Below are 23,676 nucleotides of genomic sequence, written 5' to 3'. Positions count from 1 at the left end.
AAATTGTGAGGAATGTTTTAACTTTCGCCATGGAGGATTTGGTTTCCCATGACGCATGAAGATGACCAAAATGATGTAGCAACAAGTGCGGCAAAGTTTGACCGCATCCGCCGTGCGCACCAAAGCGAGGTGGCTGAAGACTATGTCGAAATGATTGCCGAGCTTATCAAGGAAACGGGTGAAGCGCGTACAGTCGATCTGGCTGCGCGTTTTGGTGTTACCAGCCCGACAGTCAATGCCATCATTCAACGTCTGCAACGTGCTGAGCTTGTTGAAAGTAAACCCTATCGGTCTATTTTTCTGACTGAGGCCGGAAAGAATCTGGCCAAGCGAAGCCAAGACAGACACCGCGTTGTCCGTGATTTTCTGATAACGATTGGCGTGTCTGCCGAGATCGCCGAAGAAGATGCCGAGGGGGTTGAACATCATGTCAGCCCTGAAACATTGGCGATCTTTGAACAGATCACAAAAAGCAAGACTGGGTTGTAAGACTGGGTTGTACGTTGGGGTACTAAGGCGTCTGCGTACCAGCAAATATAAATAGCTTGCGGCTACGGTTATTTGAAATCACATGTTCGGAGATTGAAGAGTTGGCCTGCCAGTTCACCTGTGGCAAGGCCGGTGGTTGCGCGCGCCCATCAACAGCGATAAGCGCACGCGTGCCAGTCACCGCACGGCCAAAGGCGTGGTTGCGTTCGTAATGATTGCCGGGAATACCATCACTGTCATATATGGCAATATCAATGTCACTATTGTGAAAATACCATCCCATCAATGCTGCTGTAGCACGTCTATCTGCGACCAAGAGTTTGGCATCATGCTGTTCCAAGGCGGCGTTTATATCGGTGGCCAGTGCTTGCCACCCCCGCAATCGGCGAAGCGGATCGGATGCGGGGGTCAAAACGCCAAGACTGCCGGCCATGCTGGCGCTGATAATGATGATCGCAATGGCTACGTTGATGCCGCTGGCCAATAGTCCCCAGCGCCACCTATTTGTCTGGGCGATCCAGCACGCCAGCCAGACGGTTAGCGCCGGATAGCTGGCAACAGCCCAGTTTGCATTGGCATCGCTGATAAAGGCCTGAATGCTCATCAAGCCCAATACTGGCAGGCTCAGACATATCATCAGCCTTTTTGAGCCGGCGCTGAAAGGGGGGCGCAAAATGCCCAGCATAAGTATGAAGATACCAGGGCCCGCAACGCCAAGTTGACCCAGCATAAAGCCGCCAACTTTGGCTAGATCAAAACTTTGTTTGGCAATATTGGCATTATCACCAAGATGCCGCACAGTGGTGAGATCATTGGTTAGATTCCATATTATATTTGGGCTGGCAGCGATGATCATGCCAAGACCAAAGAGCCATAAATGCCGGATGCTGATGGCATTGATCGTCCCTGCGAGTCGGTTCCATAGAGCCCATAAAAGGATGCCCGCCAGAAAATATATGGCCGCATATTTTGCCAGAAAGCCAACGCCAACAGCCAGGCCACAGATAAACATGCCTTGAAACGGGTCAAACCGATTATGCAGAATACCAATGACCATCATCAAGGCTACGCTCAGCGCCAGCAAAAGCGGTGTATCGGTTGACATGACAAAGCTACCAACCGAAATGATGGGTAGGGCAATCCATATAATGGCTGCCCAGCGTCCCGCACTAGGTCCCGCTACCCAGCTTGCCGTTCGCCATAATATGATTGTGGTCAGAAGATGAAGCCATGGCGCTGGCAGACGTACGGCCCAGACTTCATGTCCAAACAGGGCATATGACAGTCCTATGATCCAGGCAATAAGAGGGGGTTTGGTGAAATATCCGAAATCGGGTTTTTGGCTCCATGCCCAATATTGCGCTTCGTCAACACCCAGTTCCAAGGGGCTGATCAAGATAGCGAGGCTCCGTATTACTGTCACAAGAATGAGCAAACCCATAATCCAGCGGTCTATGGCCACGTCATGCGCTTTAGGGGGGTGCCGAAAATTGCTGTTTGGGGTATTACGGCTCGGGGTCATGGGCATCCTTGATTTGACCAATCGTGACTGTTAGCTTTGCTGAGAACTATATGAGACAAAGGCATATCATGTCATCAGTTGATAATTGTTTTCCCCCAGCCTCTCGTGATGACTGGGTTGCTGCGGTTGAAAAAATGCTTCGGAACGCATCGGTGGATAGCTTGCGACGTCATGACGAAGACGGTCTGATTATTGACGCCCTTTATGACGGTGGTTCAGCCCAGCTTGCTGGCGATATGGCGACAAGCGTGCGACGTCTGTCACAGGACCCAGCCCAGCGGGTGGCATTTGGATGGGATGTACGCCAACCATTGCACATAAGTGGCGATGTTAAAGCCATCAACCAGTGCATAATTGATGATGTCGAACAGGGCGCAACATCGCTTTGGCTTCGTGCGGATAAGGATGAACAGATTGACTTTGGCAGGCTGTTCGATGGCATCATGCTGCCCGCTGTCGGTGTGCATTTAGATAGCGGTGCCAGCACGTATCAGCTGGTGGACAGATTTATCGCACATATTGACGGTGATATCAGCAAGGCCAATCTGCATGCCGGATTAGATCCCTTTGTGGCAGAAGGAGATGCCGATCCGGATGTCATACTGGCGGCTGGCTTTGCGCTTGCTAACCGCGCGGCTACACAAATACCAACATCTATTTTTGCGGTCAATGGATGGCATTGGCATAATAAGGGTGTCACGGCGGTCAATGAATTGGCGATCATTCTATCATCGGTTACCGATATCATGCGGCGTGCCATGGAGGCGGGTATTGCCCCTGCGACGATCGCCGCGCTGATCGAAGTGACCATCGCCTTGCCTGCTGATCTATATGCTGGCCTTGCCAAGTGCCGGGCAGTTCGACATGGCTGGGCGGGCATTGTTGCAGCTCTTGGTCTTGACCCTGATCAGTATCGTCTGCGTTTACATGCGGCCCCGTCGTTACGGATGTTCAGTCTTTTGGATCAGGATGTGAATATACTGCGCTCAACAACAGCTTTGCTAGGTGGGGCATTGGGTAATGCTGATGCTTTGACAGGGTTTGCGCATGATATTCTGACGGGCGAAAGTGTCCGTGGCCGTCGTTTGGCACGCATGACGCAATTATTGATGATCGAGGAATCAGGTATTGCAAAAGCGATTGACCCAGCAGGCGGTTCGGGTTTTATCGAAGCGCGCGCCGATGATCTAGCAAAAGCGGCATGGGCGACATTCCAGACGTTGGAAAGTCAGGGTGGCGCATCATCATGTTACAAGGATAATGTGTTTGCTGATTTGGCCCGCGAAGGACAGGCGAAAGCTAATGCCAGGCTTGTCACGGGTGACGCCAAGTTTCTGGGCGTGACATTGCAACCTGACATGGTGCCAGTCGCTGATATTGTCACTGGTGGCTGGGGCGCTGATGGGGCTTTGATTGTACGCCCTGCTCAGATCATCGAAGACTTTCGTCGTAAAGCCTTAGCCCGGCAACCACGTATCATATGTCTGTTGCCATCGGGTACTATGGATCAGCCATTGCAGTCCCTCAAGAAAGACAGCGATCAGCTATGTGCAATTGGCGGATTATCAGTGATAACGCTTGTCGTTGGTGATGATACAGCGCGTGATATTCGTGCGGCTAAACCCGATGTGGTCATATATATTGGTAACACACTTGAAGCTATTGCCGATCTGCGCGCTGATATGTCTGCCCTCATGCCAGATATTATATTTGTTGCGGCGGCGGATATCACGGGTGAAAGCTCGCTAATTGATGCACTTGATTTATTGTTAGGAAAGCAGACAGATGCGTGATTTTCCTGACTTTACCAAACTAAGCCTTGCTGATGCGGCGTCTTTTCGCGGGGCTACATCCACGTATCGTGGGCATTATAATACGGTAGAGGCGATCGATATTGAGTCGATGGCTATGCCGCAAGATATGTCGATGGCTGACATAGCCGGGCAACAGCCGGGCATTGCGCCTTATTTACGTGGTGTTTATCCAACGATGTATGCGATACGGCCCTGGACCATTCGCCAATATGCCGGATTTTCGACAGCTGAAGAATCCAATGCCTTTTATCGCCGGAATTTGGCGGCTGGCCAGATGGGGCTTTCGGTCGCGTTCGATTTGCCAACGCATCGTGGATATGATTCGGACAATCCGCTTGTTGCCGACGATGTGGGCATGGCAGGCGTTGCGATCGATTCGATTCTGGATATGAATGTGTTGTTCCGTGATATTCCGCTTGATCGAATGAGTGTGTCGATGACGATGAATGGAGCTGTTTTGCCTATTCTAGCCTTATTTGTCGTTGCGGCGGAAGACCAGGGCGTGCCGCCTGAAGCCTTGACAGGCACGATCCAGAATGACGTGCTGAAAGAGTTTATGGTGCGTAATACCTATATTTACCCGCCAGCACCCTCGATGCGGATCATTTCTGACATTTTTGCCTATTGCGCTGACCATATGCCAAAATTCAATTTTATTTCTGTGTCGGGCTACCATATGCAGGAAGCTGGTGCCTCGGCTGATCTGGAGCTTGCCTATACGCTGGCAGACGGGCTGGAATATGTCCGCGCTGGGGTTGCGGCTGGGCTCGATGTTGATGCTTTTGTGCCACGTTTGTCCTTTTTCTTTGCGACAGGCATGAATTTTTATATGGAAATCGCAAAATTACGAGCAGCACGCCTGTTATGGGCTGAAATTATGCAGCAGAATTTTGCGCCAAAAAATCCGAAATCATTGATGCTTCGCACGCATTGCCAGACATCGGGATGGTCGCTGGCCGCGCAGGATGTGTTTAATAATGTGCCGCGCACCTGTATTGAGGCGGCGGCGGCGGTGGCAGGGCAAACGCAATCGCTCCATACTAACTCACTTGACGAAGCGCTTGGACTGCCCACTGATTACGCGGCTAGGATCGCCCGAAATACCCAGCTTCATCTGCAACATGAAGCCAATATGGCGCATGTCATTGATCCATTTGGTGGTTCTTATCTGATTGAACGTCTGACACGTGATCTGGCGGATAAATGCCGCCAGCATATGGGTGAGATTGAAACCATGGGCGGTATGGCTAAAGCGATAGAAGACGGGTTGCCAAAATTGCGCATAGAAGAGGTCGCCACCATCACCCAAGCCAAGATCGACTCAGGCGCCCAAACGATCATTGGGGTTAATAAATATCAGCCTGCAAATGAGACCGCCGACACCGATACAACTGATGGAGAAGTGCAAGTACGCCGCATTGACAATGCCGATGTGCGTGCTCAGCAAATTGCCCAGTTGAAACGGCTAAAGCGCGCGCGTGATGAAGCCAAGGTCAAGGCGGCATTAGCGGCGCTGGAAAATGCTGCATCTGGATCGGAAAATCTGATGCCCTTTGCCATTGAAGCGGCGCGATGCCAGGCAACAGTTGGCGAAATATCATCGGCACTGGCGGCAGAATTTGGTCGTCATAAAGCTGAAATCAAAGCGGTGAAGGGGGTTTGGCGACAACAGATGACAGGCGCGGAGGACCTGTCGATTCTGACAGCGCGGGTAGAGGCGTTTATAACGGCAACTGGCCGTCCACCCCGTATTCTGATCGCTAAGCTTGGCCAAGATGGGCATGATCGCGGACAGAAGGTTATTGCATCGGCCTTTTCCGATATCGGGTTTGATGTCACGATCGGACCGCTGTTTCAAAATCCGGATGAAGTCTATGAGATGGCTATTGAGATGGATGTCGATGCGGTTGGTATTTCGACATTGGCGGCAAGTCATCTTAGTCAGGTGCCAGCCTTGCGGCAGCGCCTTGATAAAGGTGAAGGTCAGCATATCGAACTGGTCGTAGGTGGGGTGATTCCACCAGGTGATATTCCGGCTTTGCGCAAAGCCGGCGCGGCAGCGGTGTTTCTGCCAGGAACAAAATCTGTTGATGCGGCATCACGCCTACTTGATCTGCTGGCACGTCGGCGCAATATCAGTTAGGTAATAGCGACCCTAAATGAAATGGATTAAGTGTTATGTCGGTCAATACAGCCAAAGAAGAAGCGCAAGCCATCATCGAGGAGTTCTCATTCTTTGATGATTGGGAGGATCGCTATCAATTATTGATCGATCAGGGGCGTAAGTTAGCAGATTTTCCCCCGCAATATCGTGATGATGATCACCGGCTTCGGGGTTGCCAGTCAGTTGTCTATTTTGCCAGTGAACGACAGGATGATGACAAGATCATCTTTCTGGCGGAATCCGACGCCGCAATTGTTCAAGGGTTAGTGGCGCTGTTACTTCGGGTTTATTCAGGACGTGACGCTCGTGAAATTCGTGAAACAGAGGCTGATTTCCTGAGCGCGATAGGGCTTGATTCGCATCTTTCGGCAACGCGAAAAAATGGTCTTGCCAGCATGCTGGGGGCGATCAAGGCTGCGGCTCATTAAGCATCATTTTATCGATTATGGTGTTGAGGCATTTAAAACGGCGCTAATTTGGACTTCGTTCAGCGCGCGGTGTTCGGCCATAGCATTCACGATAGCATTTCGAAAAATGCGATGCTGAAACAAAACCACAAGCCAGTGCAACAGACAGTATCGACATTGATGTCTGTCGTAAAAGATGCCGCGCACGCGCTAGTCGCAAATTCAGATAGTAACGAGTTGGCGTGGTATTCAGATATTTTCTAAATAAACGTTCAAGCTGCCGCGTTGACAGATTTGTCATGCGGGCAATGGCTGTTTGCGCCAGTGGTTCTTCCAGATTGTCTTCCATGGTTTTCACAACGGCAAGCAACTTCGGATGACTGACACCAATACGTGAACGTAACTCCATACGTTGGCGGTCGGTGGGTTCGCGGATGCGGTCATGAATAAACTGATCTGATACCTCGGCCGCAAGCTGTGCCCCATGTGTTTGCGTGATCAGGTTCAACATCATATCAAGAGCCGCGGTTCCACCCGAGCACGTGACACGTGTGCCATCAACCTCAAACAGGTCATTGGTGATTTCTAGTTCAGGAAATTCCTCGGCCAACCCATCGATATTTTCCCAGTGTATCGTGCAGCGGCGTCCTTCTAGCAAACCAGCCGCCGCCATGACATAAGTGCCTGTACAGACCGCGCCAATCACGGCACCATTGCGGTCAAGACGCCGGACAATATTCAATACCGTTTTATTGGTATTGGCGCGGACATTGACGCCAGCACAAACGAATACCATGCGGCAGTTCTGTAGAATATCAGATGCACCATCACACGAAATAACCACGCCATTACTGGCCTTGCTTGGGGATCCATCAATGCTGGCAATCACCCAGTCGAACAGGTCTTTATTGCTTTGCCGATTAGCTAGCCGCAAAGGTTCAATCGCAGCGGAAAAAGCCAGCATGGAAAAATCATTTAAAAGTAAAAATCCAATTTTTTGCGCCGATGTTTGATCGTCATTTCGCAAAAGACTTTTGATGGTTTGTTCGCTCATCATGGTATCCTTCAAAGCGGCGGGTTTTACCCTTATTGTAATCATCACACTATGGCGAATTTGTCGCAAACCAAATAAAAAAGTGCAAATTTACGTTATTTTGATCTAAAATAAACATTCATTACGGTTGCATGACTGTTTCCGGGCTATGGTGCTGTGCTGTGTGCATTTTCGCAGATGCACAAGCTATGGTGTCACTTCCACAATTTTGCTACATAGCGCTCATGAAAAATAACCACCATGTAACTATTCCTGCGCCAATTACCAGCACCGCCAATGCTGAGGTCAAGTTTCTGCGTGCTTTGCATGAACGCAAGTACCGGCGCCAGTCAGGCTGGTTTCTGGCTGAAGGAACGCGCATATGCAATGAAGCTGTAGCGCTTGGTTGGGATATGCACAGGCTTGCATTTCTGGCAGGTCGTGACAATGAAACACATGTGCGAAAGCTGCTGGATGCACTTGATCGCGCGGATGGACGAGCCTTGCCGATGTCCGAAAAGCTGTTGCAGCGAATCAGTCGGAAAGACAATCCGCAAATGCTGCTTGGTGCATTTCGGCAAAAATGGACCGACCTTGACGCGGTTACGCCCGATCTATCTCGTCCATGGGTGGCGCTTGATCGTGTTCGTGATCCAGGCAATCTGGGCACCATCATGCGCAGTGCCGATGCGGCAGGTGCCAAAGGCATCATCCTGATTGACGATTGCACAGACCCCTATTCGGTTGAAGCGGTGCGCGCATCAATGGGGGCTATATTCAATGTTGAAATTGTGCAATGCAATCAGTCAGATTTCGTTGCATTTACCCAGCAATGGACAAACCAGAACGGCCAGATTATTGGTACGGCCTTGCCAGCCTCTGTTGATTACCGTGATGCTGATTATAGTGGCGCATTGATGATCTTAATGGGCAATGAACAGGCTGGTTTGCCGCCTAGCCTGATGCAGCTTTGTACGCAGTTGATCCGTCTGCCGATGCTGGGACGTTCAGACTCGTTGAATCTAGCTGTGGCGACAGGCGTCACTCTATATGAGGTGTTGCGAAACCGGCGCTAGGCTCACATCATCCAGCATGCCAGCGGGCAAAATTGGCCTGTGATACCACCCGCGGTGCGTGATGCTCTTTGATCATGTCTTCTTGCACAGCCAGCTCGCCGGAGGTGACGGTGCCACCAAGACCATTGACCGCTTCGGCCATGGCATAATGTGCAGCCAAGGACGATGCGCGAATGGCATAAATGGTCAACACCATGAAAAGAGGATTGTCTGACAACAAATTCCGGCATGCTTTCAATAAAGCTGGCAGGTCGTCTTCGATGCGCCAGAATTCGCCTTTTGGCCCCCGGCCATATTTTGGGGGATCCATGATAATACCATCATAGTGGCGTCCACGTCTGATTTCACGTTCGACAAAACGCATGGCGTCGTCGGTGATAAAGCGGATTGGTGCATCTTGCATATCCGACGCGTCGCGATTTTCAAAAGCGTAAGCTACGGCCTTTTTACTGGCGTCAAGATGTGTGACATCAGCACCGGCGGCGGCGGCGTGCAAACTTGCAACGCCTGAATAGGCAAACAGGTTCAGTATTCGCGGACGTGAGTCTGGCTGGCTGATAAGGCGCTGTTTGATCGCCTCAGCACACCAGTCCCAATGCGCGGCCTGTTCGGGAAAAAAGCCAAGATGGCGAAATGGTGTTGGGCGCGCAAAAAAGCGCAAATTCTGATAATTGATCAGCCAATTATCAGGCAGGCTGTTTTGCAGCTTCCAGCCACCACCTTCACCGCTGTCAGTTTCGCTATGGCTGGCAACAAAGACGCCATCGGCTTTCCATGCACTTTCATCAAGGCGCGGGGACCACATCGCCTGTGGTTCAGGACGAATAAAATAAAATTTTCCAAATCGTTCTAACTTGCGCTGATGGCCGCTATCGATAAGCGCATAATCATGCCAGTCATTGCTGGTCACAATGACAGGTTGCGGCAAGTTAGCTAAGGCTGGATTGATAAGGTTTGATTCTGTCTGTGCCATGAGGCGTGATACTGCCGATAGCCTTCGATGATTGCAAGCGCTGAAATAGGCCTTGTTCAGGATATTCACAATAATGGCATTCTTGTAAAATTAGATATTTTTTCCCTATTATCTGTATTTGTGTTACAAATTAGCAATGATTTTGCGTGTTGTTTGCGTTCTTGCCGCCAATTTTGCTCAAAACTTAATGGATTTTATATCATGGATAAAACAGACAGAAAAATTCTTGCCGAACTTCAAAACAATGCAGCCCAACCTGTCGCCGATATTGCGCGCAAGGTGGGCTTGTCGGTAACGCCGTGCTGGCGACGCATCCAGCGCATGGAAGAAGATGGCTTGATCCGGAAACGTGTTGCCTTGCTGGATCCGCAGAAAATGGGTGTGGGCATGTCGGTCTTTGTTGCCGTGCGCACCGATCAGCATAATGCTGACTGGCTCAAAAAATTTGCTGATATGGTCGCAAGTATGCCTGAAGTTGTGGAGTTTTACCGCATGAGTGGTGAGGTTGACTATCTGCTTCGGGTTGTGGTGCCGGATATGAAGGCCTATGATCGTTTTTACCAAACATTGATTGCCAATGTAGAACTCACCGATGTGAGTTCATCCTTTGCGATGGAAGAAATAAAATATACCACTGCTTTACCCCTGCCAGGGAGTGAGGATGCCAATTGATATGCCAAATGATGCGCACCATCACACCTGCCTTGTTTTCAGGGATAAGCTTTTATTGCCCTCGGAAGGTTTCATTGCATCGCATTACATCAGTTTCGACCGATTACGCCCAGTCTATCTTGCAAATAAAATTGGCTGGCGCGCCAATGAGCTTCATGCACCAAAGCTCCAAACAGCGCGAACAGCCATTGGCACGACGATTTTTAAACAAACCGGATTTTCACCATTTTATAAGTCTTTGAAGGCATTGCAGCCGCAGGTTCTTCATGCGCATTTTGGCCGCGGGGGTGCGCTGGCTTTGCCAGTTGCACAGCGGTTAGGTATCCCGCTTTACGTGACCTATCATGGTGGTGATGCAACCAAATTTACGCATGATCGTAAACGTTTGTTGCCCACGATCTATCAAAGGCGTCTGACGGCACTGCAAGACTATGCGAATGGATTTTTATGCGTATCCAATTTTGTGGCAAGACGGCTTGAGGCGCAAGGATTCCCAAAGCATAAGCTGATCACCCATTATATCGGAATCAATCTAGCGGATATTCAAGCGCCAACATCACGGGATGGCCGGTTATTATTCATTGGTCGTTTGGTAGGTAAAAAAGGCGTTGATGTTTTGCTGACAGCCTTGCGAATGCTGCATCAAAGTGGCAAGGCTGATAGTATAAAAGGTCTTGATATTGCAGGCACTGGTCCGGATGCGGATCATCTTCGTAAGATGGCAAACGGCATTCCGAATGTTTCGTTTCTGGGCTGGCAAACACCCGAACAATTGGCCTTGCGGATGCGGTCATGCTGTGCGGTCGTGGTGCCAAGTCATCAAGCGCCAGATGGTGATTGTGAGGGATTACCAACGGTGATCCTTGAAGCTATTCGCGCTGGTTGTCCGGTGATCGCCACTAATCATGCCGGGATTCCCGAAATCATTACCGACAATGCCAGCGGTATTCTGGCAACGGAAAATGACAGTGCGTCGCTAGCATCGGCACTAACGCGCTTTGCGTCTATATCCGATGTGCCAGCGATGGTGGCAAAAGCCCAACGCCAGTTGCGCGCCGAATTCGACGCGTCAACCCAATCAGCCAAGTTGCAAAGCATGCTGGCCTCGCATTACGCACCAACCAAACCGCCAAACCTATTTGAATGACTATAATTGAATATAGGTTGATCTGACTTCAGTGTAGGCTTCAATGGCATAGATGCCATTTTCCCGTCCAAAGCCCGAATTCTTGGCGCCGCCAAAAGGCATTCCCGGCGGCAGAATATTGAATGTATTCACCCATACATTGCCTGACTCAAGTTGGCGAGCAACACGGTGTGCGCGTACCAAATCCTTGGTCATGAGACCAGCTCCAAGACCAAATTTAGTATCATTTGCCCTGGTTACGGCTTCATCTTCGGTGCTGAAAGTCAGAACCGACATCACGGGGCCGAATATTTCTTCACGAACAACTCGCATATTGTCGGTGCAATTTGTCAGAATTGTGGGCTCCATGAAATAGCCATTTTCAAACCCTTGCGGGTGCACGCGGTTACCGCCTGTGGCAATGGTGGCACCCTCATTACGTCCGATATCCACATAATCGAGAACCCGCCCCAGATGCTTTTCGGAAATCAATGCCCCCATCTGTATGTCGGCAGCCATAGGGTCGCCTACGCTCATTGCGCTCGCTTTTTCAACCATCGCAGCGACGAAATCTTTGGCAATTGTGTCCTGAACAAAAACGCGGGTAGCATTTGAGCATACTTCGCCAGCGGTATAAAAATTAGCGTCAAGCGCAGTTTGAACAGCCAAGTCAAAATCACAATCATCAAACACAATAAGCGGTGATTTGCCACCAAGCTCTAAAGTTACTTTTTTGAGTGTGGATGCGCTTTGTGTCATAATCAGCTTGCCAGTCTCGACGCCACCTGTAAGGGATATCTTGGCTATGCCCGGATGTTCACAAATTGCTTTGCCTATGCGGTAGTCGCCCTGAATGATCTGGAACAGACCATCCGGCAGACCTGCGTCATGGAAAAGTTCGGCAATGCGTTGACCGCTAAGAGGAGTTTCTTCAGATGGCTTTAGGATGAAGGCATTGCCAGTCGCCAGTGCTGGCGCGGCTTTCCAGCATGCAATCTGAACCGGATAGTTCCACGCCCCAATGCCAGCACAAACCCCAAGCGGGATGCGTTCGGAATAACCGATGGCATCGTTCCAGCTAAAATGGTCGCCTGTCATGGTTGCCGATAGAGATGCAAAATAGTCAAGTGCGTCAGGGCCGCTAGGCACGTCGCCTGACACCGCTTCGCTATATAGTTTGCCAACATCCTGCACTTCAAGGCGCGCTAGCTCATCATTCGCGTCGCGCATCAAGTCGGCTGCTTTGTGCAGAATACGTGCGCGTTCGGTGCGGTCAGTGCGCGCCCATATTTTTTGCGCGGCTGTTGCGGCGGTAACCGCCTGATCCAGCATTGCCTCTGTTGCCGGCTCGATATGGGCGATAATTTCACCTGTTGCAGGATAACGCTTTTCGATTGGCGATTCGCCGCTTGCAACGGGTTTACCTGCGATTATGGACTGGCATCTCTGCATGATTCTTTAACCTTGTTAAATAGGATTCTAGAATTGTGATTCTTAAATATTATGTTTCGGGTGCATTCGTATCAATCTGCCCCCTATTCAGCCAGCCAAATATCAAACCAGCTTGTTTAAGTATCAGCCTTTGCCGATTATGCGTTAAATGTCAATTCTGGTTCATCTTTGGCCAATAAATTGGTCTGGACAAACCCCCAATGTCTTCGGCACCATGGCAATAGATGAATCATGAATCCAATTAAGCATTGTGATAAAGTCTGGGAGGTAACCGATGTCAAACATAGTTGTTGATCTTGATGAAGCACGCTGTGATCTAGCCGCCATTTTTAGATGGACAGCACGTGAAAATATGCATGAAGGTATAGCGAACCATTTTTCCTATGCTGTTTCAGATGACGGTCAGCAATTCTTGATGAATCCCTATGGTGTACATTTCTCGAAAATGAAAGCCAGTGATCTATTGCTGCTGGACACGCGTAAGTCAGCCAAGGAACAAGGTGATAATATTGATCCGACAGCATGGGCTATCCATGGTGCGATGCATCGTAATAACCCCCAGGCGCGATGTATCGTGCATCTTCACACGCATTATGCGACCGCGCTGAGTGCATTAAAAGACCCATCCTTACCCGCAATTGACCAGACGACCTGCCGCTATCATAACAGAGTTGCAATAGATAACGGTTTTGATGGCATGGGTCTTGATGATGAAGCGGAACGTTTATCGACCTTGCTTGGCAATCGCCGTACCATGATGATGGGAAGCCATGGTTTGATGACGGTAGCTGAAACGCCGTCACTGGCATTTGACCTTGCTTATCATTTCGAGCGTGGGTGCCGCACATATATAACGGCTTTGTCATCAGGCATGCCATTAGCGTATATTTCTGACGATGTTGCTGAAAAAACAGCATCGCAATGGGAACATTATGATATTGACCAAGAGGCCTATCTGAAGGCGATTCGCACCATTCTTGACAAAGAAGAGCCAGAATATAGGCATTGATTTGATAGTTTAAGGCGTTAAACTACTTCTATAAAAATAAATCACAGCATCTGTTAGATGAGTTTGGCTATTTATAAATGGTGTAATTGCATCGTCATATGTCGTGATTTGAACTATTTTTTGCAATGTCATAAGTAAAGTTTATGGCAATAACAGTGGCACAAAGTGCCCAACATTAAGAAACGGGAGAGGAAACCCAAATGAAAAAGCTACTTTTATCTACAGCCATTATTGCCTCAGGTGCGATCGGTCTTGCCGGTCAGGCATCTGCCGATGGCCATTGTGGAACTGTAACAATTGCAGAGATGAACTGGAATTCAGCAGCGTTGATGGCGCAAGTTGACAAAATCATCCTGTCAGAAGGCTATGGTTGCGAAGTTGAAATCGTGCCAGGCGACACAATGCCTACTGCCACGTCAATGATGGAAAAGGGTGTGCCAGATATTGCGCCTGAGCTATGGGCTAATGCTGTTGCGCGCCCTCTTGCTGTGGCCGTTGATGAAGGCCGCTTGCATATTGCGTCTGACGCACCAATCACAGGCCTTGGTGAAGGTTGGTTTGTTTTGCCGCACACGTTGAAAGACAATCCTGAATTGAAGACTGTTTTGGATGTTATTGAGCGCCCTGACTTGTTCCCGCATCCAGAAGACCCATCAAAAGGTGCGCTTCATACATGTCCATCAGGCTGGAATTGCCAGTTGACCACAAATAATCTGTATCGTGCCTTTGATATGGAAGCTAAGGGCTGGTTGCTGGTTGATCCAGGTTCATCTGCAGGTCTTAATGGCTCAATTTCAAAAGCAGCAGATAGCAATCAGAACTGGCTTGGTTACTATTGGGCACCAACTGATATGATTGGTAAATACGACATGCAGATGATGGATTTCGGCGTGCCTTTCGCTGGCGCAGATAACTGGGATGGTTGTATTGCCCTGCCAGAGCAAGAGTGTGAAGATCCAAAGCCATCTGCTTGGACAGAGTCAGTTGTGAACACTGTTATTACTGATGACTTCAAGAAGCGCGCTGGTGATGCCAATGACTATTTGACAAAGCGTGTTTTCCCAGGCCCGGTTATGAACGGTATGCTCGTTTACATGACAGAAGAGCAAGCAAATGGTGAAGATGCCGCTTATGAGTTCTTGTCAAAGCATAGTGATGTCTGGTCAAGCTGGGTATCAGCAGATGTTGCGGCAAAAGTTAAGGCAGCTCTGTAAGACAGCCTCACTCAAAACTTTGGTCTGCCAGGAAACTGGCAGACCTATTAATATTTGATCCATAGGTGCCAGAAATGGAATTTCTAGAAGAGTTTCCCGAATTAGGGCGACAAGAACTACGCGATATTAAAAAAACAGTTGATTTTGCCTTTAAGTCTTTCTCACGTAATTATGGTGAGAGTTTAGAGTCGTTTTTTGACCCACTTCTTCAATTTATGATCTGGTTCGAAAAACTTCTGATTGTGACGCCTTGGCCAATCATTATAGGTATCATCGCCGGACTTGCATGGCTTGGTTCACGCAGTTGGAAGTTGGCGTTAGGATCAATTATCGCATTTTTCATCATTGGCCGTTTTGGCATGTGGGAAGACACAATGGCGACGTTGGCGATTATTTCTGTTGCTACGTTGATATGTATTGGTTTTGGCATTCCGTTAGGCATATTGATGGCTAGGTCAAACCGAGCACAATCAATCATTACGCCAATACTAGATATTATGCAGACAATCCCGAGCTTTGTGTATCTGATTCCGGTTGTAATGTTGCTTGGTATTGGCAAGGTGCCTGGCATGATTGCGGTTTGTATTTATGCGATCCCGCCGATTGTACGTTTAACCAACCTTGGCATACGCCTTGTTGATAAGGAAGTGCTCGAGGCAGCTGATGCCTTTGGTGCCAATTATAAACAACGACTGTTTGGGGTACAGATACCGTTGGCGCTACCAAATATTTTTGCTGGGGTGAACCAGACAATTATGATGGCCCTGGCCATGGTGGTTATCGCGTCAATGATCGGTGTGAAGGGGCTTGGCGTTCCTGTGCTACAGGCAGTTGCAAACCAGTATCTTGCGCTTGGCCTCATGAATGGTCTTGCCATCGTGGCTTTGGCAATTATTTTTGACCGTGTTTCACAAGCTTATGGGCGGCGTTTACAAGCCCACCGCCAGGGAGCTGACCATGACTGATACGAAAATTAAAATTAGCAAACTCTATAAAGTGTTTGGTGATGACCCAAAACGCGCTATGGAATATGTCCGTGCGGGTGCCACCAAGCAAAGCTTGCTTGATGAACATGGTCATGTGCTGGGTTTGCGGGATATCAATATTGACATTCCGGCAAAGCGTATTCAGGTCATTATGGGTCTGTCGGGTTCTGGCAAGTCAACTTTGATTCGCCATATCAACCGTTTGATCGAGCCGACCGAAGGTCAGGTGATTGTTGATGGTGAAGATGTGCTGGCGATGTCGTCTGAAGAACTGCGTGACTTCCGCCGGCATAAATCATCAATGGTGTTCCAGAAATTCGCGTTACTGCCTCACAGAACCGTAGCCCAGAATGCAGCTTATGGTCTGACCATTCAAGGGGTGCTTGAGGCCGAAGCCAAAGAACGTGCCCAGCATTGGATTGACCGGGTTGGTCTAGGGGGATTTGAAAATCATTATCCCGCCCAGCTATCAGGTGGCATGCAACAACGTGTTGGTTTGGCGCGGGCACTGGCAACTGATGCTGAAATTCTGTTGATGGACGAAGCCTTTTCGGCTCTTGATCCGCTGATCCGGACGGATATGCAGGATATCCTGCTTGATCTGCAGGAAGAATTGCACAAGACCATCGTGTTTATCACGCATGACCTTGACGAAGCCTTGCGTATTGGTGATCAGGTTTCCATCTTGCGCGATGGTGAAGTGATCCAGCAAGGTGACCCGCAGGATATCATCATGCGCCCAGCAGATGACTATATTTCCGACTTTATCAAGGATATCAACCGTGGTCGTGTGATTGAGGTGCGTTCCGTCATGAAGGCGACATCACGGGCGTCTGGCCCAAAGCTGACTTGCGATACGCCTATTGAAGTCGCGTTACAGAAGATGACAAAGCAAGGTACATCAACCGGTTGCTGTGTAGATGATAAAGGCAAAACGGTTGGTTCGGTGTCTATCGAAACAGCGATCGCGGCCATTGCCCGCCCGGATCGGGATTCGGCGACACCGCGCTATAAGTAATACGCGCTTCAAGTAATACCTGATTCATAGAAAGCTGTTGCCATGAGTACTGTTGACCTGACGCTTGATGAAATAAGCGCTCTGATTATCCGTGTAATGCTGGCCAATGGCTGTGACGATGAAAATGCTTCGGCGCTGGCAGATATCATGACACGGGCTGAACGTGACGGGTCGCATTCACATGGCCTGTTCCGCGTGCCAGGTTATGTAAAAGCACTACGTAGTGGCAAAGTTAATGGCAAGGCAAAACCAACAGTCACTAAAATCACGCCGGCAGTTATTCAGGTTGATGGACATGGCTGTTTTGCGCCCATAGCGCAGGCTGCCGGTTTGCCGGTTCTGGCTGAAGCTGCCAAAGAGATTGGCATCGGTGCATTATCACTGATTGGTGTTCACCATTTTGCCTCACTATGGCCTGAAACCGAGTATCTGGCTGATCGTGGTCTTGTTGGTATTGCCTGTACCGCCTATATGCCGGCGGTTGCGCCAGCTGGATCAACGACAGCTCTGTTTGGAACGAATCCTATTTCCTTTGCATGGCCGCGCCCCGGATCAACGCCGGTGGTATATGATATGGCGACAGCGTCAATGGCGATGGGTGACATTCAGATTGCCGCGCGAGATGGCCGAACAGTGCCTGCAGGTACTGGCCTTGATCAGGATGGGAATCCAACGACCGATCCCGCTAAAATTGCGAAGGGTGTTCTTTTGCCATTTGGTGGCTATAAAGGTTCGGCGATTTCAATGATGGTTGAATTGCTAGCTGCTGGCCTGACAGGGGAACAATTCAGCTTTGAAGCCAAAGAAAATGACAATGGTGATGGTGGGCCTGCCCGCGGCGGCGAAATGATCCTTGCCATGTCCCCTGATATCATTGCAGGGCCTGATTGGCCGGAGCATGTTGAGGGTTTTGTGGCCAAGCTCAATGAAATGGATGGTGTACGATTGCCTGGTGCGCGCCGCCATAAAAACCGTCTTGATACAGGCGCACGCGCCGTTAATGCGGCACTTCTTGAGACCATCGAGGGGCTTGTCACTTAGGTGCCAGCCTGTGCCCCTATCAATCTGCCTCGGTGCTACATTTAGCCAAACAAAGCGTGTGAATATCTAGGACTTTAAAAACCATTACTGTGTTTAAAGGCAAGTCAGACTGGGTTTGCATCATGTTATCGATCCAGCTTTGGTGAAACACCCTCTACCACACGGCGTACGGCGGCTATTCTGTAAATATGTCAACAGTATTTAACTGATATTATATATGCAGTTTGGGAATATTGACCTTGGCATAAATTGGCGCAAGGATAACTCTGTGATCAGGTGCTGGAATATTAGCATGTTCGATGACAGATGATGTGAAAGGCCGCAATAATGACGATCGTCAATCTTGTCGTGAATGAGAAGCCAGTAACGGTAGATGTCGAAGACACTATGCTACTTGGTGTTTTTTTGCGTGAAATGCTACACCTGACAGGTACGCATATTGGATGTGATACGAGCCAGTGTGGTGCCTGTGTTATTCATCTTGATGGGATGGCTATAAAGGCGTGTACAATGCTGGCGGTGCAAGCAGATGGTGCCCGAATCACGACGATTGAAGGCCTAGCCAAGGGCGATGATCTGCATCCAGTACAACAGGCATTCATTGATAATCACGGTTTGCAATGTGGCTATTGCACGCCAGGCATGATCATGACCGCAGTCGATTTTCTGGCGCATAATCCGACTACTGATATTGATGAAATTAGCCGCGCCCTTGAAGGGAATATCTGTCGCTGTACCGGTTATAACAATATTATCAAATCAGTTCAGCAGGCGGCGCGCGTGATGGGTGCTGGTGATAAGGTGGATGAGGTAGATCATGTATGATCTGATCTATAAGAAAGCCCACAGCTATGCGTCTGCGCGTGAGTTTCTGACGGCGGCGGAAGATGCAAAATTACTGGCTGGTGGCATGACCCTTATCCCAACGCTAAAACAGCGTCTGGCCGCGCCTGATATGCTCGTCGATCTTGGCGGTATTGCGGATATTGCCAAGATTACGATCAACGAAAATAATATGCAGATTGGTGCGATGGCGTCTCATGCGCTGGTTGCGGATCATGAACTGGTGCATACGCATTTGCCCGGGGTGGCAGCACTGGCCGGACAGATCGGTGATCCGCATGTGCGTAACCGCGGGACGATTGGTGGATCCGTTGCCAATAATGATCCGGCGGCGTGCTATCCGGCGGCATTATTGGCGACCGGTGCCACCATTCACACTGACCAACAGATATTTGCGGCAGAAGATTTTTTTGTGGGCATGTTTGAAACAGCACTGGATTGGCATGAAATCATTACCGCCATTCATTTTCCACTCGATCAGATATGTGCCTATGTAAAATGCCCTAATCCGGCATCGCGATATGCGTTGGCTGGCGTATGTGTTGCCAAGCGGCATGATGGGCAGGTCAAAGTTGCGGTGACAGGCGCTGGTCAGGACGGCGTATTCAGGGCTAGTGATTTTGAAGCGGCTTTAGAAAAGCGGTTTAGCCCTGATGTGCTGGATGATGTGTCAATTGATCCGAATTTGTTGCTATCCGACATACATGCCAATGCTGATTTCAGGGCGCATCTTGTTGTGCAAATGGCAAAGCAGGCAGTGTTAAAATTACTAGCCTGACCATGCCTTGGCTAAGCCAGCAACACCAGAATGATTGATAATGCCAGCAGCGCCATGGCGATCAGTTCGGTCAGGCTAATTTTTTCTTTAAAATAGAAGTAAGAAAAACCGATGCTCATAAGCAATTCGATTTGCCCAACCGCACGAACCGGGGCAACGGCATGCATGGCGAAGGCCGCAAACCAAAATAGGCTACAAAGTGTACCCCATAAACCTGCCATGGTGCTTTCGCGCCAATATACGAAACTGGCGATTAGTTCATGCCGTTTTGCGGCATACATCCAGGCGCCAAAACCCACTGTCTGGATTGTGACGGCAATGGCTGCGGCCAATCCGGCATTCAGCATCACGTCATCTGTGGGTATGTGTTTTATGGCCGCACCATAAGCGACCGTGCAAAAGCCCAGAAAGGCACCAGCCCCAAGCCCAAACCCAGTTTGCTTCGAGAAAATTGTACGCATAATCGAATGACTTGTGACACTCGATTTTGCCAGTGACAGCATGATCGTAGCCACGACACCAAGCGCAATGGCAAAGGCGGTTTGCAGGCTGGCCACAACGCCAAGAATGAGAGCTTCAAATAGCGCCGCTTGCAACACCTCGGTTTTGGAGAAGGCAACCGCGGCAGCAAAGGATCGATGCGAGAACAGCATGATAAGTAGAATCGTAAAAGCGATCTGCGTGATTGCGGCGATGTTGATCCAGAACCAGAACATCGGTGGCAGGCTGGGTATGCCAACATTGACCAGCATCATATAGCCAAGCACAATCGCCCAAGCAAAGGGGAAGGAATAGGAAAAACGTATATAGCTGGCGCCATAGCTACCTAGTTGCGGCGTCATTTTCTTTTGAACGGCTGTGCGCAAAGCTTGTGTAGCTGCTGCCAAAATAGCCAGTAAAACCCATAATTCCATGATTTGGTTATATAGAATCTTGGCAAAGATCATAGCGTTAAGATCAATAATTTTGCAGTTCTGAATTGCACCGGCATTTAGGTTGTGCGAGATATAGATATCTTCAACATTATTGAGGCATCGCAATAGGTGCCATGCTTGGACTTATCATGACAGATACACATTATATTGGCGGATCAGCAGTCGCTGGAACCAGCGGCAGACAACAAGATGTTTACAACCCCGCAACGGGTGCTGTGATCGGGTCTGTGCCTTTGGCCAGCATTGACGAAGTGAATCAGGCCGTTGCGTCGGCGAAAGCCGCGCTAGCGGGATGGGCGGCAACGCCCCCTGCCAAGCGCGCACAGGTTATGTTTAATTTTCGCGATTTGCTAAAGAGCCACCATACCGAAATTGCCACAGCCATTTCGCTACAACATGGCAAAACACTTGACGATGCCAAGGGCGAAGTTGCCCGGGGTATGGAAGTTGTCGAGTTTGCCTGCGGCATTCCGCATTTGTTGAAAGGCGATTATTCAGCACAGGTGGCAGGTAATGTGGATAGCTATTCACAACGTCAGCCTGTTGGTGTTGTGGCTGGCATTACCCCGTTTAATTTTCCAGCAATGGTACCCATGTGGATGTTTCCAATGGCTTTGGCCTGCGGCAATACTTTCATTCTAAAGCCATCTGAGCGCGATCCGGCGGCACCACTTTTGCTGGCGCGCCTATTAACCGAAGCCGGCCTTCCCGATGGGTGCCTGAATGTTGTCAATGGTGACAAAGAAGCCGTTGATACATTGCTTGATCATCCGGATGTGGGTGCTATTAGCTTTGTTGGTTCGACAGCGATTGGAAAATATATCTATGGCCGTGGATGCAATAATGGCAAACGCGTACAGGCTTTATGCGGTGCGAAGAATCACATGGTGATCATGCCTGATGCTGATATGGATCAGGCTGTTGATGCCGCGATGGGCGCGGCCTACGGATCTGCCGGTGAACGCTGTATGGCTATCTCGGCAGTGTTGGCGGTTGGTGATGATACAGCTGATCGCTTTGTTGCACAGTTGGCGCCAAAAGTGCGGGCGTTGAAAATCGGTCAGTATGATGAGCCCGGTGTTGAAATGGGCCCCGTCATCACCCGCGAGTCACAAAAGCGCGTTGAAGATTATATTAGCCAAGGCGAGGCAGATGGCGCCGAGGTTGTTGTTGATGGTCGCGGTTTGTCTTTGCAAGGCTATGAAGATGGTTATTTTGTTGGTGGTACATTGATCGACCGGGTAACCCCGGATATGTCGGTCTATCGTGATGAGATTTTTGGGCCTGTGTTATCGGTTCTGCGTCCAAAAACCTATGAGGATGCGCGCCAGCTTGTGATTGACCATGAGTATGGCAATGGTACAGCTATTTTCACTCGTGATGGCGATGCTGCACGTGATTTTGCGGCCAATGTGAATATTGGTATGGTCGGCGTCAATGTACCCATTCCGGTGCCTGTTGCCTATCATAGCTTTGGCGGCTGGAAAGCCTCAATGTTTGGTGATCACGCTGTTCATGGTATGGAAGGTGTCCGTTTTTACACCAAGTTGAAAACGGTAACCGCACGCTGGCCAAGCGGGATCAAGGAAGGCGCTGTCTTTAACTTCCACTCCGGCAGTGACACCAAATAGCGATATCAAACCGTGATAATTCTGTTATTGGCATGATCGGTATTTGCCTATAGCAGAACTTTGCCTGGATTCAGAATGTTGTCAGGATCCAGTGCCGCTTTGATCGATTTCATCATGGCATAGGCAACCGGATCTTTCAGCTGTTTCATTTCGGCCTGTTTATCCTGACCGATTCCATGTTCGGCACTGATTGATCCATGCCATTTCACCACAGTATCACGCAAGGCCGCTTTGATTGCTGCGGCTTCTGTTGGGTGATCTTTGGGGTCTTCATCATAGGGGCGCGCAAAAGCATGGAGATTGCCATCGCCCATATGACCGAAGGCAACACAGAATGGCCCCGGTGCTACTGCCGCGAAAGCCGCCTTTAAATCTTCAATAGCGTTGGGCAAATCGGCAACCTGAAAGCTGACATCGCTCATCACCCAGTTCCCATGTTTCTGTATGGCGCCCAGCGCGCCTTCACGCATCGCCCACAGATTTTGGCGCTGGGCTTCGGAGTTCGCGATAATGGCATCATCGGCAAGCCCTTGTTCAAATGCCATCGCCAGAATGGTTTCAAGCTGGGTGGCAAGATTTAGCCGCCCATCAGAGTGCGTCTTTACATCATCAGGACTGCCAGCGGCGATTTCCATCAATATGCTGAACGCCGGACTATAATCAAAAGGCGCAGTGACATGGTCAAGGTTAGTGACGCATAAATCATAAATCACCTGGTCCATAAGCTCATATGCTTCTAGCCGTCCTCCGGTTTGATTTTGCACAAGGTTCATCAGCTTTAGCGCTGCCTTTATATCCGGCACAACAACCATTGCCGTTGCATAGGCTGCTGGCTTTGGCACCAAGGTTAAGGTTGCGGCGGTGATGATGCCAAGCGTGCCCTCAGAGCCAATCATCAGATTGACCAAATCATAGCCCGTATTGTCCTTTTTAAGAGCTGGTAGCAAATTCATGATGTCGCCTGCTGCCGTGACCACTTCTAAGCCAAGGCACAGCGCACGGGCATTCCCATATCGTACAACATTTAATCCGCCTGCATTGGTGCCCAACGCACCGCCAATATGTGCTGTACCTTTGGCGCCAAAGACCAAAGGAAACATCCAGCCCGCCTGATCTGCCGCCTTATGCAGATTTTCGACGATACAGCCAGACTCGGCAATCATATAACGGCCATCACCATTGACGTCACGGATCATATTCATCCGTTCGAGCGACATAATCACGGCCTTTTGATCGGGATGCGCCTGCGTTGCGCCGGTCAGACCTGAATTGCCACCAAGCGGAATCACTGCGGTTTTGGTGGCGGTACATAATTTCATCAAAGCGGCCACTTTTTCAGTGCTGTCAGGACGCACAACGATAAAGGGGCTGGATGGGTATTTGTCTAGCCAGTCGCGCTGATATTTGGGATCAATATCATTGCCGGTTTCGACATGCGCGTCGCCGCAAATGGCGCGACATTCATCTATTATTTCCTGTTCGGTTATCTTCAT

The 23,676-nt window shown here is 49.6% G+C and carries 21 protein-coding genes; 15 read left to right on the top strand and 6 right to left on the bottom strand.

Annotated features, from left to right (window positions below):
- The first annotated feature begins 48 nt into the window (after positions 1-48).
- Positions 49-489, top strand: a complete 441-nt coding sequence (gene mntR / locus SAR116_RS07240) for a manganese-binding transcriptional regulator MntR (RefSeq protein WP_013046273.1) — start codon at positions 49-51, stop codon at positions 487-489.
- 22 nt (positions 490-511) lie between these two features.
- Here the strand turns inward: mntR and SAR116_RS07235 are convergent, their stop codons facing one another.
- The gene (locus SAR116_RS07235) at positions 512-2,011 is read right to left on the bottom strand and encodes an ArnT family glycosyltransferase (protein WP_013046272.1); all 1,500 of its coding nucleotides are present in this window, start codon (positions 2,009-2,011) and stop codon (positions 512-514) included.
- Between the two features lie 68 nt (positions 2,012-2,079).
- Between SAR116_RS07235 and SAR116_RS07230 the strand changes: the two genes are divergently transcribed.
- Genes SAR116_RS07230 through SAR116_RS07220 form a run of 3 tightly spaced genes read left to right on the top strand, consistent with a single transcriptional unit; the run spans position 2,080 to position 6,417 of the window.
- Positions 2,080-3,804 carry a methylmalonyl-CoA mutase family protein gene (locus tag SAR116_RS07230; RefSeq protein WP_041860842.1) on the top strand — a complete coding sequence of 575 codons (1,725 nt, stop codon included), beginning with the start codon at positions 2,080-2,082 and terminating at the stop codon, positions 3,802-3,804.
- Complete coding sequence (gene scpA, locus SAR116_RS07225) at positions 3,797-5,968, top strand: methylmalonyl-CoA mutase (RefSeq protein WP_013046270.1); 2,172 nt, start codon at positions 3,797-3,799, stop codon at positions 5,966-5,968. Before SAR116_RS07230 ends, scpA begins: the two co-directional genes overlap by 8 nt.
- Before the next feature lie 35 nt (positions 5,969-6,003).
- Positions 6,004-6,417, top strand: a complete 414-nt coding sequence (locus SAR116_RS07220) for a SufE family protein (protein WP_013046269.1) — start codon at positions 6,004-6,006, stop codon at positions 6,415-6,417.
- A 43-nt stretch (positions 6,418-6,460) separates the two neighbouring features.
- Here SAR116_RS07220 and SAR116_RS07215 read toward each other — a convergent pair whose 3' ends face one another.
- Positions 6,461-7,453, bottom strand: a complete 993-nt coding sequence (locus tag SAR116_RS07215) for a GlxA family transcriptional regulator (protein ID WP_013046268.1) — start codon at positions 7,451-7,453, stop codon at positions 6,461-6,463.
- A 221-nt stretch (positions 7,454-7,674) separates the two neighbouring features.
- Here SAR116_RS07215 and SAR116_RS07210 point away from each other — a divergent pair, with 221 nt between their 5' ends.
- A complete protein-coding gene (locus SAR116_RS07210) occupies positions 7,675-8,505 on the top strand; it encodes a TrmH family RNA methyltransferase (protein WP_148212269.1) in 831 nt (276 codons plus the stop codon).
- 7 nt (positions 8,506-8,512) lie between these two features.
- On the opposite strand, the gene SAR116_RS07205 is transcribed toward SAR116_RS07210, so the two are convergent.
- Entirely contained in the window at positions 8,513-9,478 is a 966-nt protein-coding gene (locus tag SAR116_RS07205; protein WP_013046266.1) for an RsmD family RNA methyltransferase, read from the bottom strand.
- 201 nt (positions 9,479-9,679) lie between these two features.
- On the opposite strand from SAR116_RS07205, the gene SAR116_RS07200 reads away from it, so the two are divergent.
- Positions 9,680-10,150, top strand: a complete 471-nt coding sequence (locus SAR116_RS07200; protein ID WP_041861260.1) for an Lrp/AsnC family transcriptional regulator — start codon at positions 9,680-9,682, stop codon at positions 10,148-10,150.
- Positions 10,140-11,297, top strand: a complete 1,158-nt coding sequence (locus SAR116_RS07195) for a glycosyltransferase (RefSeq protein ID WP_013046264.1) — start codon at positions 10,140-10,142, stop codon at positions 11,295-11,297. The genes SAR116_RS07200 and SAR116_RS07195 overlap by 11 nt, the downstream gene beginning before the upstream one ends.
- Here the strand turns inward: SAR116_RS07195 and betB are convergent, their stop codons facing one another.
- Positions 11,298-12,728 carry a betaine-aldehyde dehydrogenase gene (gene betB, locus SAR116_RS07190; protein ID WP_013046263.1) on the bottom strand — a complete coding sequence of 477 codons (1,431 nt, stop codon included), beginning with the start codon at positions 12,726-12,728 and terminating at the stop codon, positions 11,298-11,300.
- 274 nt (positions 12,729-13,002) lie between these two features.
- On the opposite strand from betB, the gene SAR116_RS07185 reads away from it, so the two are divergent.
- The 7 genes from SAR116_RS07185 (at position 13,003) to SAR116_RS07155 (ending at position 19,617) form a co-directional block, all read left to right on the top strand.
- A complete protein-coding gene (locus tag SAR116_RS07185) occupies positions 13,003-13,737 on the top strand; it encodes a class II aldolase/adducin family protein (protein WP_013046262.1) in 735 nt (244 codons plus the stop codon).
- 200 nt (positions 13,738-13,937) lie between these two features.
- Positions 13,938-14,951: a glycine betaine ABC transporter substrate-binding protein gene (locus SAR116_RS07180; protein WP_013046261.1), complete on the top strand. Its 1,014-nt coding sequence runs from the start codon at positions 13,938-13,940 to the stop codon at positions 14,949-14,951.
- A gap of 74 nt (positions 14,952-15,025) precedes the next feature.
- Positions 15,026-15,916, top strand: a complete 891-nt coding sequence (locus tag SAR116_RS07175; RefSeq protein ID WP_013046260.1) for an ABC transporter permease — start codon at positions 15,026-15,028, stop codon at positions 15,914-15,916.
- Positions 15,909-16,955, top strand: a complete 1,047-nt coding sequence (locus SAR116_RS07170; protein ID WP_013046259.1) for a quaternary amine ABC transporter ATP-binding protein — start codon at positions 15,909-15,911, stop codon at positions 16,953-16,955. The genes SAR116_RS07175 and SAR116_RS07170 overlap by 8 nt, the downstream gene beginning before the upstream one ends.
- 42 nt (positions 16,956-16,997) lie before the next feature.
- Positions 16,998-17,996: an Ldh family oxidoreductase gene (locus SAR116_RS07165; RefSeq protein WP_013046258.1), complete on the top strand. Its 999-nt coding sequence runs from the start codon at positions 16,998-17,000 to the stop codon at positions 17,994-17,996.
- 327 nt (positions 17,997-18,323) lie between these two features.
- Entirely contained in the window at positions 18,324-18,821 is a 498-nt protein-coding gene (locus tag SAR116_RS07160) for a (2Fe-2S)-binding protein (protein ID WP_013046257.1), read from the top strand.
- Entirely contained in the window at positions 18,814-19,617 is an 804-nt protein-coding gene (locus SAR116_RS07155; protein WP_013046256.1) for an FAD binding domain-containing protein, read from the top strand. Before SAR116_RS07160 ends, SAR116_RS07155 begins: the two co-directional genes overlap by 8 nt.
- A gap of 11 nt (positions 19,618-19,628) precedes the next feature.
- Here SAR116_RS07155 and SAR116_RS07150 read toward each other — a convergent pair whose 3' ends face one another.
- On the bottom strand, positions 19,629-20,564 hold the full coding sequence (locus SAR116_RS07150; protein WP_148212268.1) for a DMT family transporter: 936 nt from the start codon (positions 20,562-20,564) through the stop codon (positions 19,629-19,631).
- A gap of 116 nt (positions 20,565-20,680) precedes the next feature.
- Here SAR116_RS07150 and SAR116_RS07145 point away from each other — a divergent pair, with 116 nt between their 5' ends.
- Entirely contained in the window at positions 20,681-22,183 is a 1,503-nt protein-coding gene (locus tag SAR116_RS07145) for a CoA-acylating methylmalonate-semialdehyde dehydrogenase (protein ID WP_148212267.1), read from the top strand.
- Between the two features lie 47 nt (positions 22,184-22,230).
- On the opposite strand, the gene SAR116_RS07140 is transcribed toward SAR116_RS07145, so the two are convergent.
- Positions 22,231-23,676 carry an FAD-binding oxidoreductase gene (locus tag SAR116_RS07140; protein ID WP_013046253.1) on the bottom strand — a complete coding sequence of 482 codons (1,446 nt, stop codon included), beginning with the start codon at positions 23,674-23,676 and terminating at the stop codon, positions 22,231-22,233.

Origin of the sequence: Candidatus Puniceispirillum marinum IMCC1322, assembly GCF_000024465.1 — a bacterium.
GTDB classification, from domain to species: domain Bacteria; phylum Pseudomonadota; class Alphaproteobacteria; order Puniceispirillales; family Puniceispirillaceae; genus Puniceispirillum; species Puniceispirillum marinum.
The sequence above is the reverse complement of the archived record's forward strand: the minus strand, read 5'-3'. Positions and strand labels throughout refer to the sequence as shown.

Excerpts from the sequence above, each read along its gene's own strand:
- SAR116_RS07200 (WP_041861260.1), top strand. The coding sequence starts at position 9,680 with ATGGATAAAACAGACAGAAAAATTCTTGCCGAACTTCAAAACAATGCA.
- SAR116_RS07215 (WP_013046268.1), bottom strand. The coding sequence starts at position 7,453 with ATGATGAGCGAACAAACCATCAAAAGTCTTTTGCGAAATGACGATCAA.
- scpA (WP_013046270.1), top strand. The coding sequence starts at position 3,797 with ATGCGTGATTTTCCTGACTTTACCAAACTAAGCCTTGCTGATGCGGCG.
- SAR116_RS07235 (WP_013046272.1), bottom strand. The coding sequence starts at position 2,011 with ATGACCCCGAGCCGTAATACCCCAAACAGCAATTTTCGGCACCCCCCT.
- SAR116_RS07170 (WP_013046259.1), top strand. The coding sequence starts at position 15,909 with ATGACTGATACGAAAATTAAAATTAGCAAACTCTATAAAGTGTTTGGT.
- SAR116_RS07140 (WP_013046253.1), bottom strand. The coding sequence starts at position 23,676 with ATGAAGATAACCGAACAGGAAATAATAGATGAATGTCGCGCCATTTGC.
- SAR116_RS07195 (WP_013046264.1), top strand. The coding sequence starts at position 10,140 with ATGCCAATTGATATGCCAAATGATGCGCACCATCACACCTGCCTTGTT.
- mntR (WP_013046273.1), top strand. The coding sequence starts at position 49 with ATGACGCATGAAGATGACCAAAATGATGTAGCAACAAGTGCGGCAAAG.
- SAR116_RS07230 (WP_041860842.1), top strand. The coding sequence starts at position 2,080 with ATGTCATCAGTTGATAATTGTTTTCCCCCAGCCTCTCGTGATGACTGG.
- SAR116_RS07150 (WP_148212268.1), bottom strand. The coding sequence starts at position 20,564 with ATGATCTTTGCCAAGATTCTATATAACCAAATCATGGAATTATGGGTT.
- SAR116_RS07145 (WP_148212267.1), top strand. The coding sequence starts at position 20,681 with ATGACAGATACACATTATATTGGCGGATCAGCAGTCGCTGGAACCAGC.
- SAR116_RS07175 (WP_013046260.1), top strand. The coding sequence starts at position 15,026 with ATGGAATTTCTAGAAGAGTTTCCCGAATTAGGGCGACAAGAACTACGC.
- SAR116_RS07180 (WP_013046261.1), top strand. The coding sequence starts at position 13,938 with ATGAAAAAGCTACTTTTATCTACAGCCATTATTGCCTCAGGTGCGATC.
- SAR116_RS07165 (WP_013046258.1), top strand. The coding sequence starts at position 16,998 with ATGAGTACTGTTGACCTGACGCTTGATGAAATAAGCGCTCTGATTATC.
- SAR116_RS07160 (WP_013046257.1), top strand. The coding sequence starts at position 18,324 with ATGACGATCGTCAATCTTGTCGTGAATGAGAAGCCAGTAACGGTAGAT.
- SAR116_RS07185 (WP_013046262.1), top strand. The coding sequence starts at position 13,003 with ATGTCAAACATAGTTGTTGATCTTGATGAAGCACGCTGTGATCTAGCC.
- SAR116_RS07155 (WP_013046256.1), top strand. The coding sequence starts at position 18,814 with ATGTATGATCTGATCTATAAGAAAGCCCACAGCTATGCGTCTGCGCGT.
- SAR116_RS07210 (WP_148212269.1), top strand. The coding sequence starts at position 7,675 with ATGAAAAATAACCACCATGTAACTATTCCTGCGCCAATTACCAGCACC.
- SAR116_RS07205 (WP_013046266.1), bottom strand. The coding sequence starts at position 9,478 with ATGGCACAGACAGAATCAAACCTTATCAATCCAGCCTTAGCTAACTTG.
- SAR116_RS07220 (WP_013046269.1), top strand. The coding sequence starts at position 6,004 with ATGTCGGTCAATACAGCCAAAGAAGAAGCGCAAGCCATCATCGAGGAG.
- betB (WP_013046263.1), bottom strand. The coding sequence starts at position 12,728 with ATGCAGAGATGCCAGTCCATAATCGCAGGTAAACCCGTTGCAAGCGGC.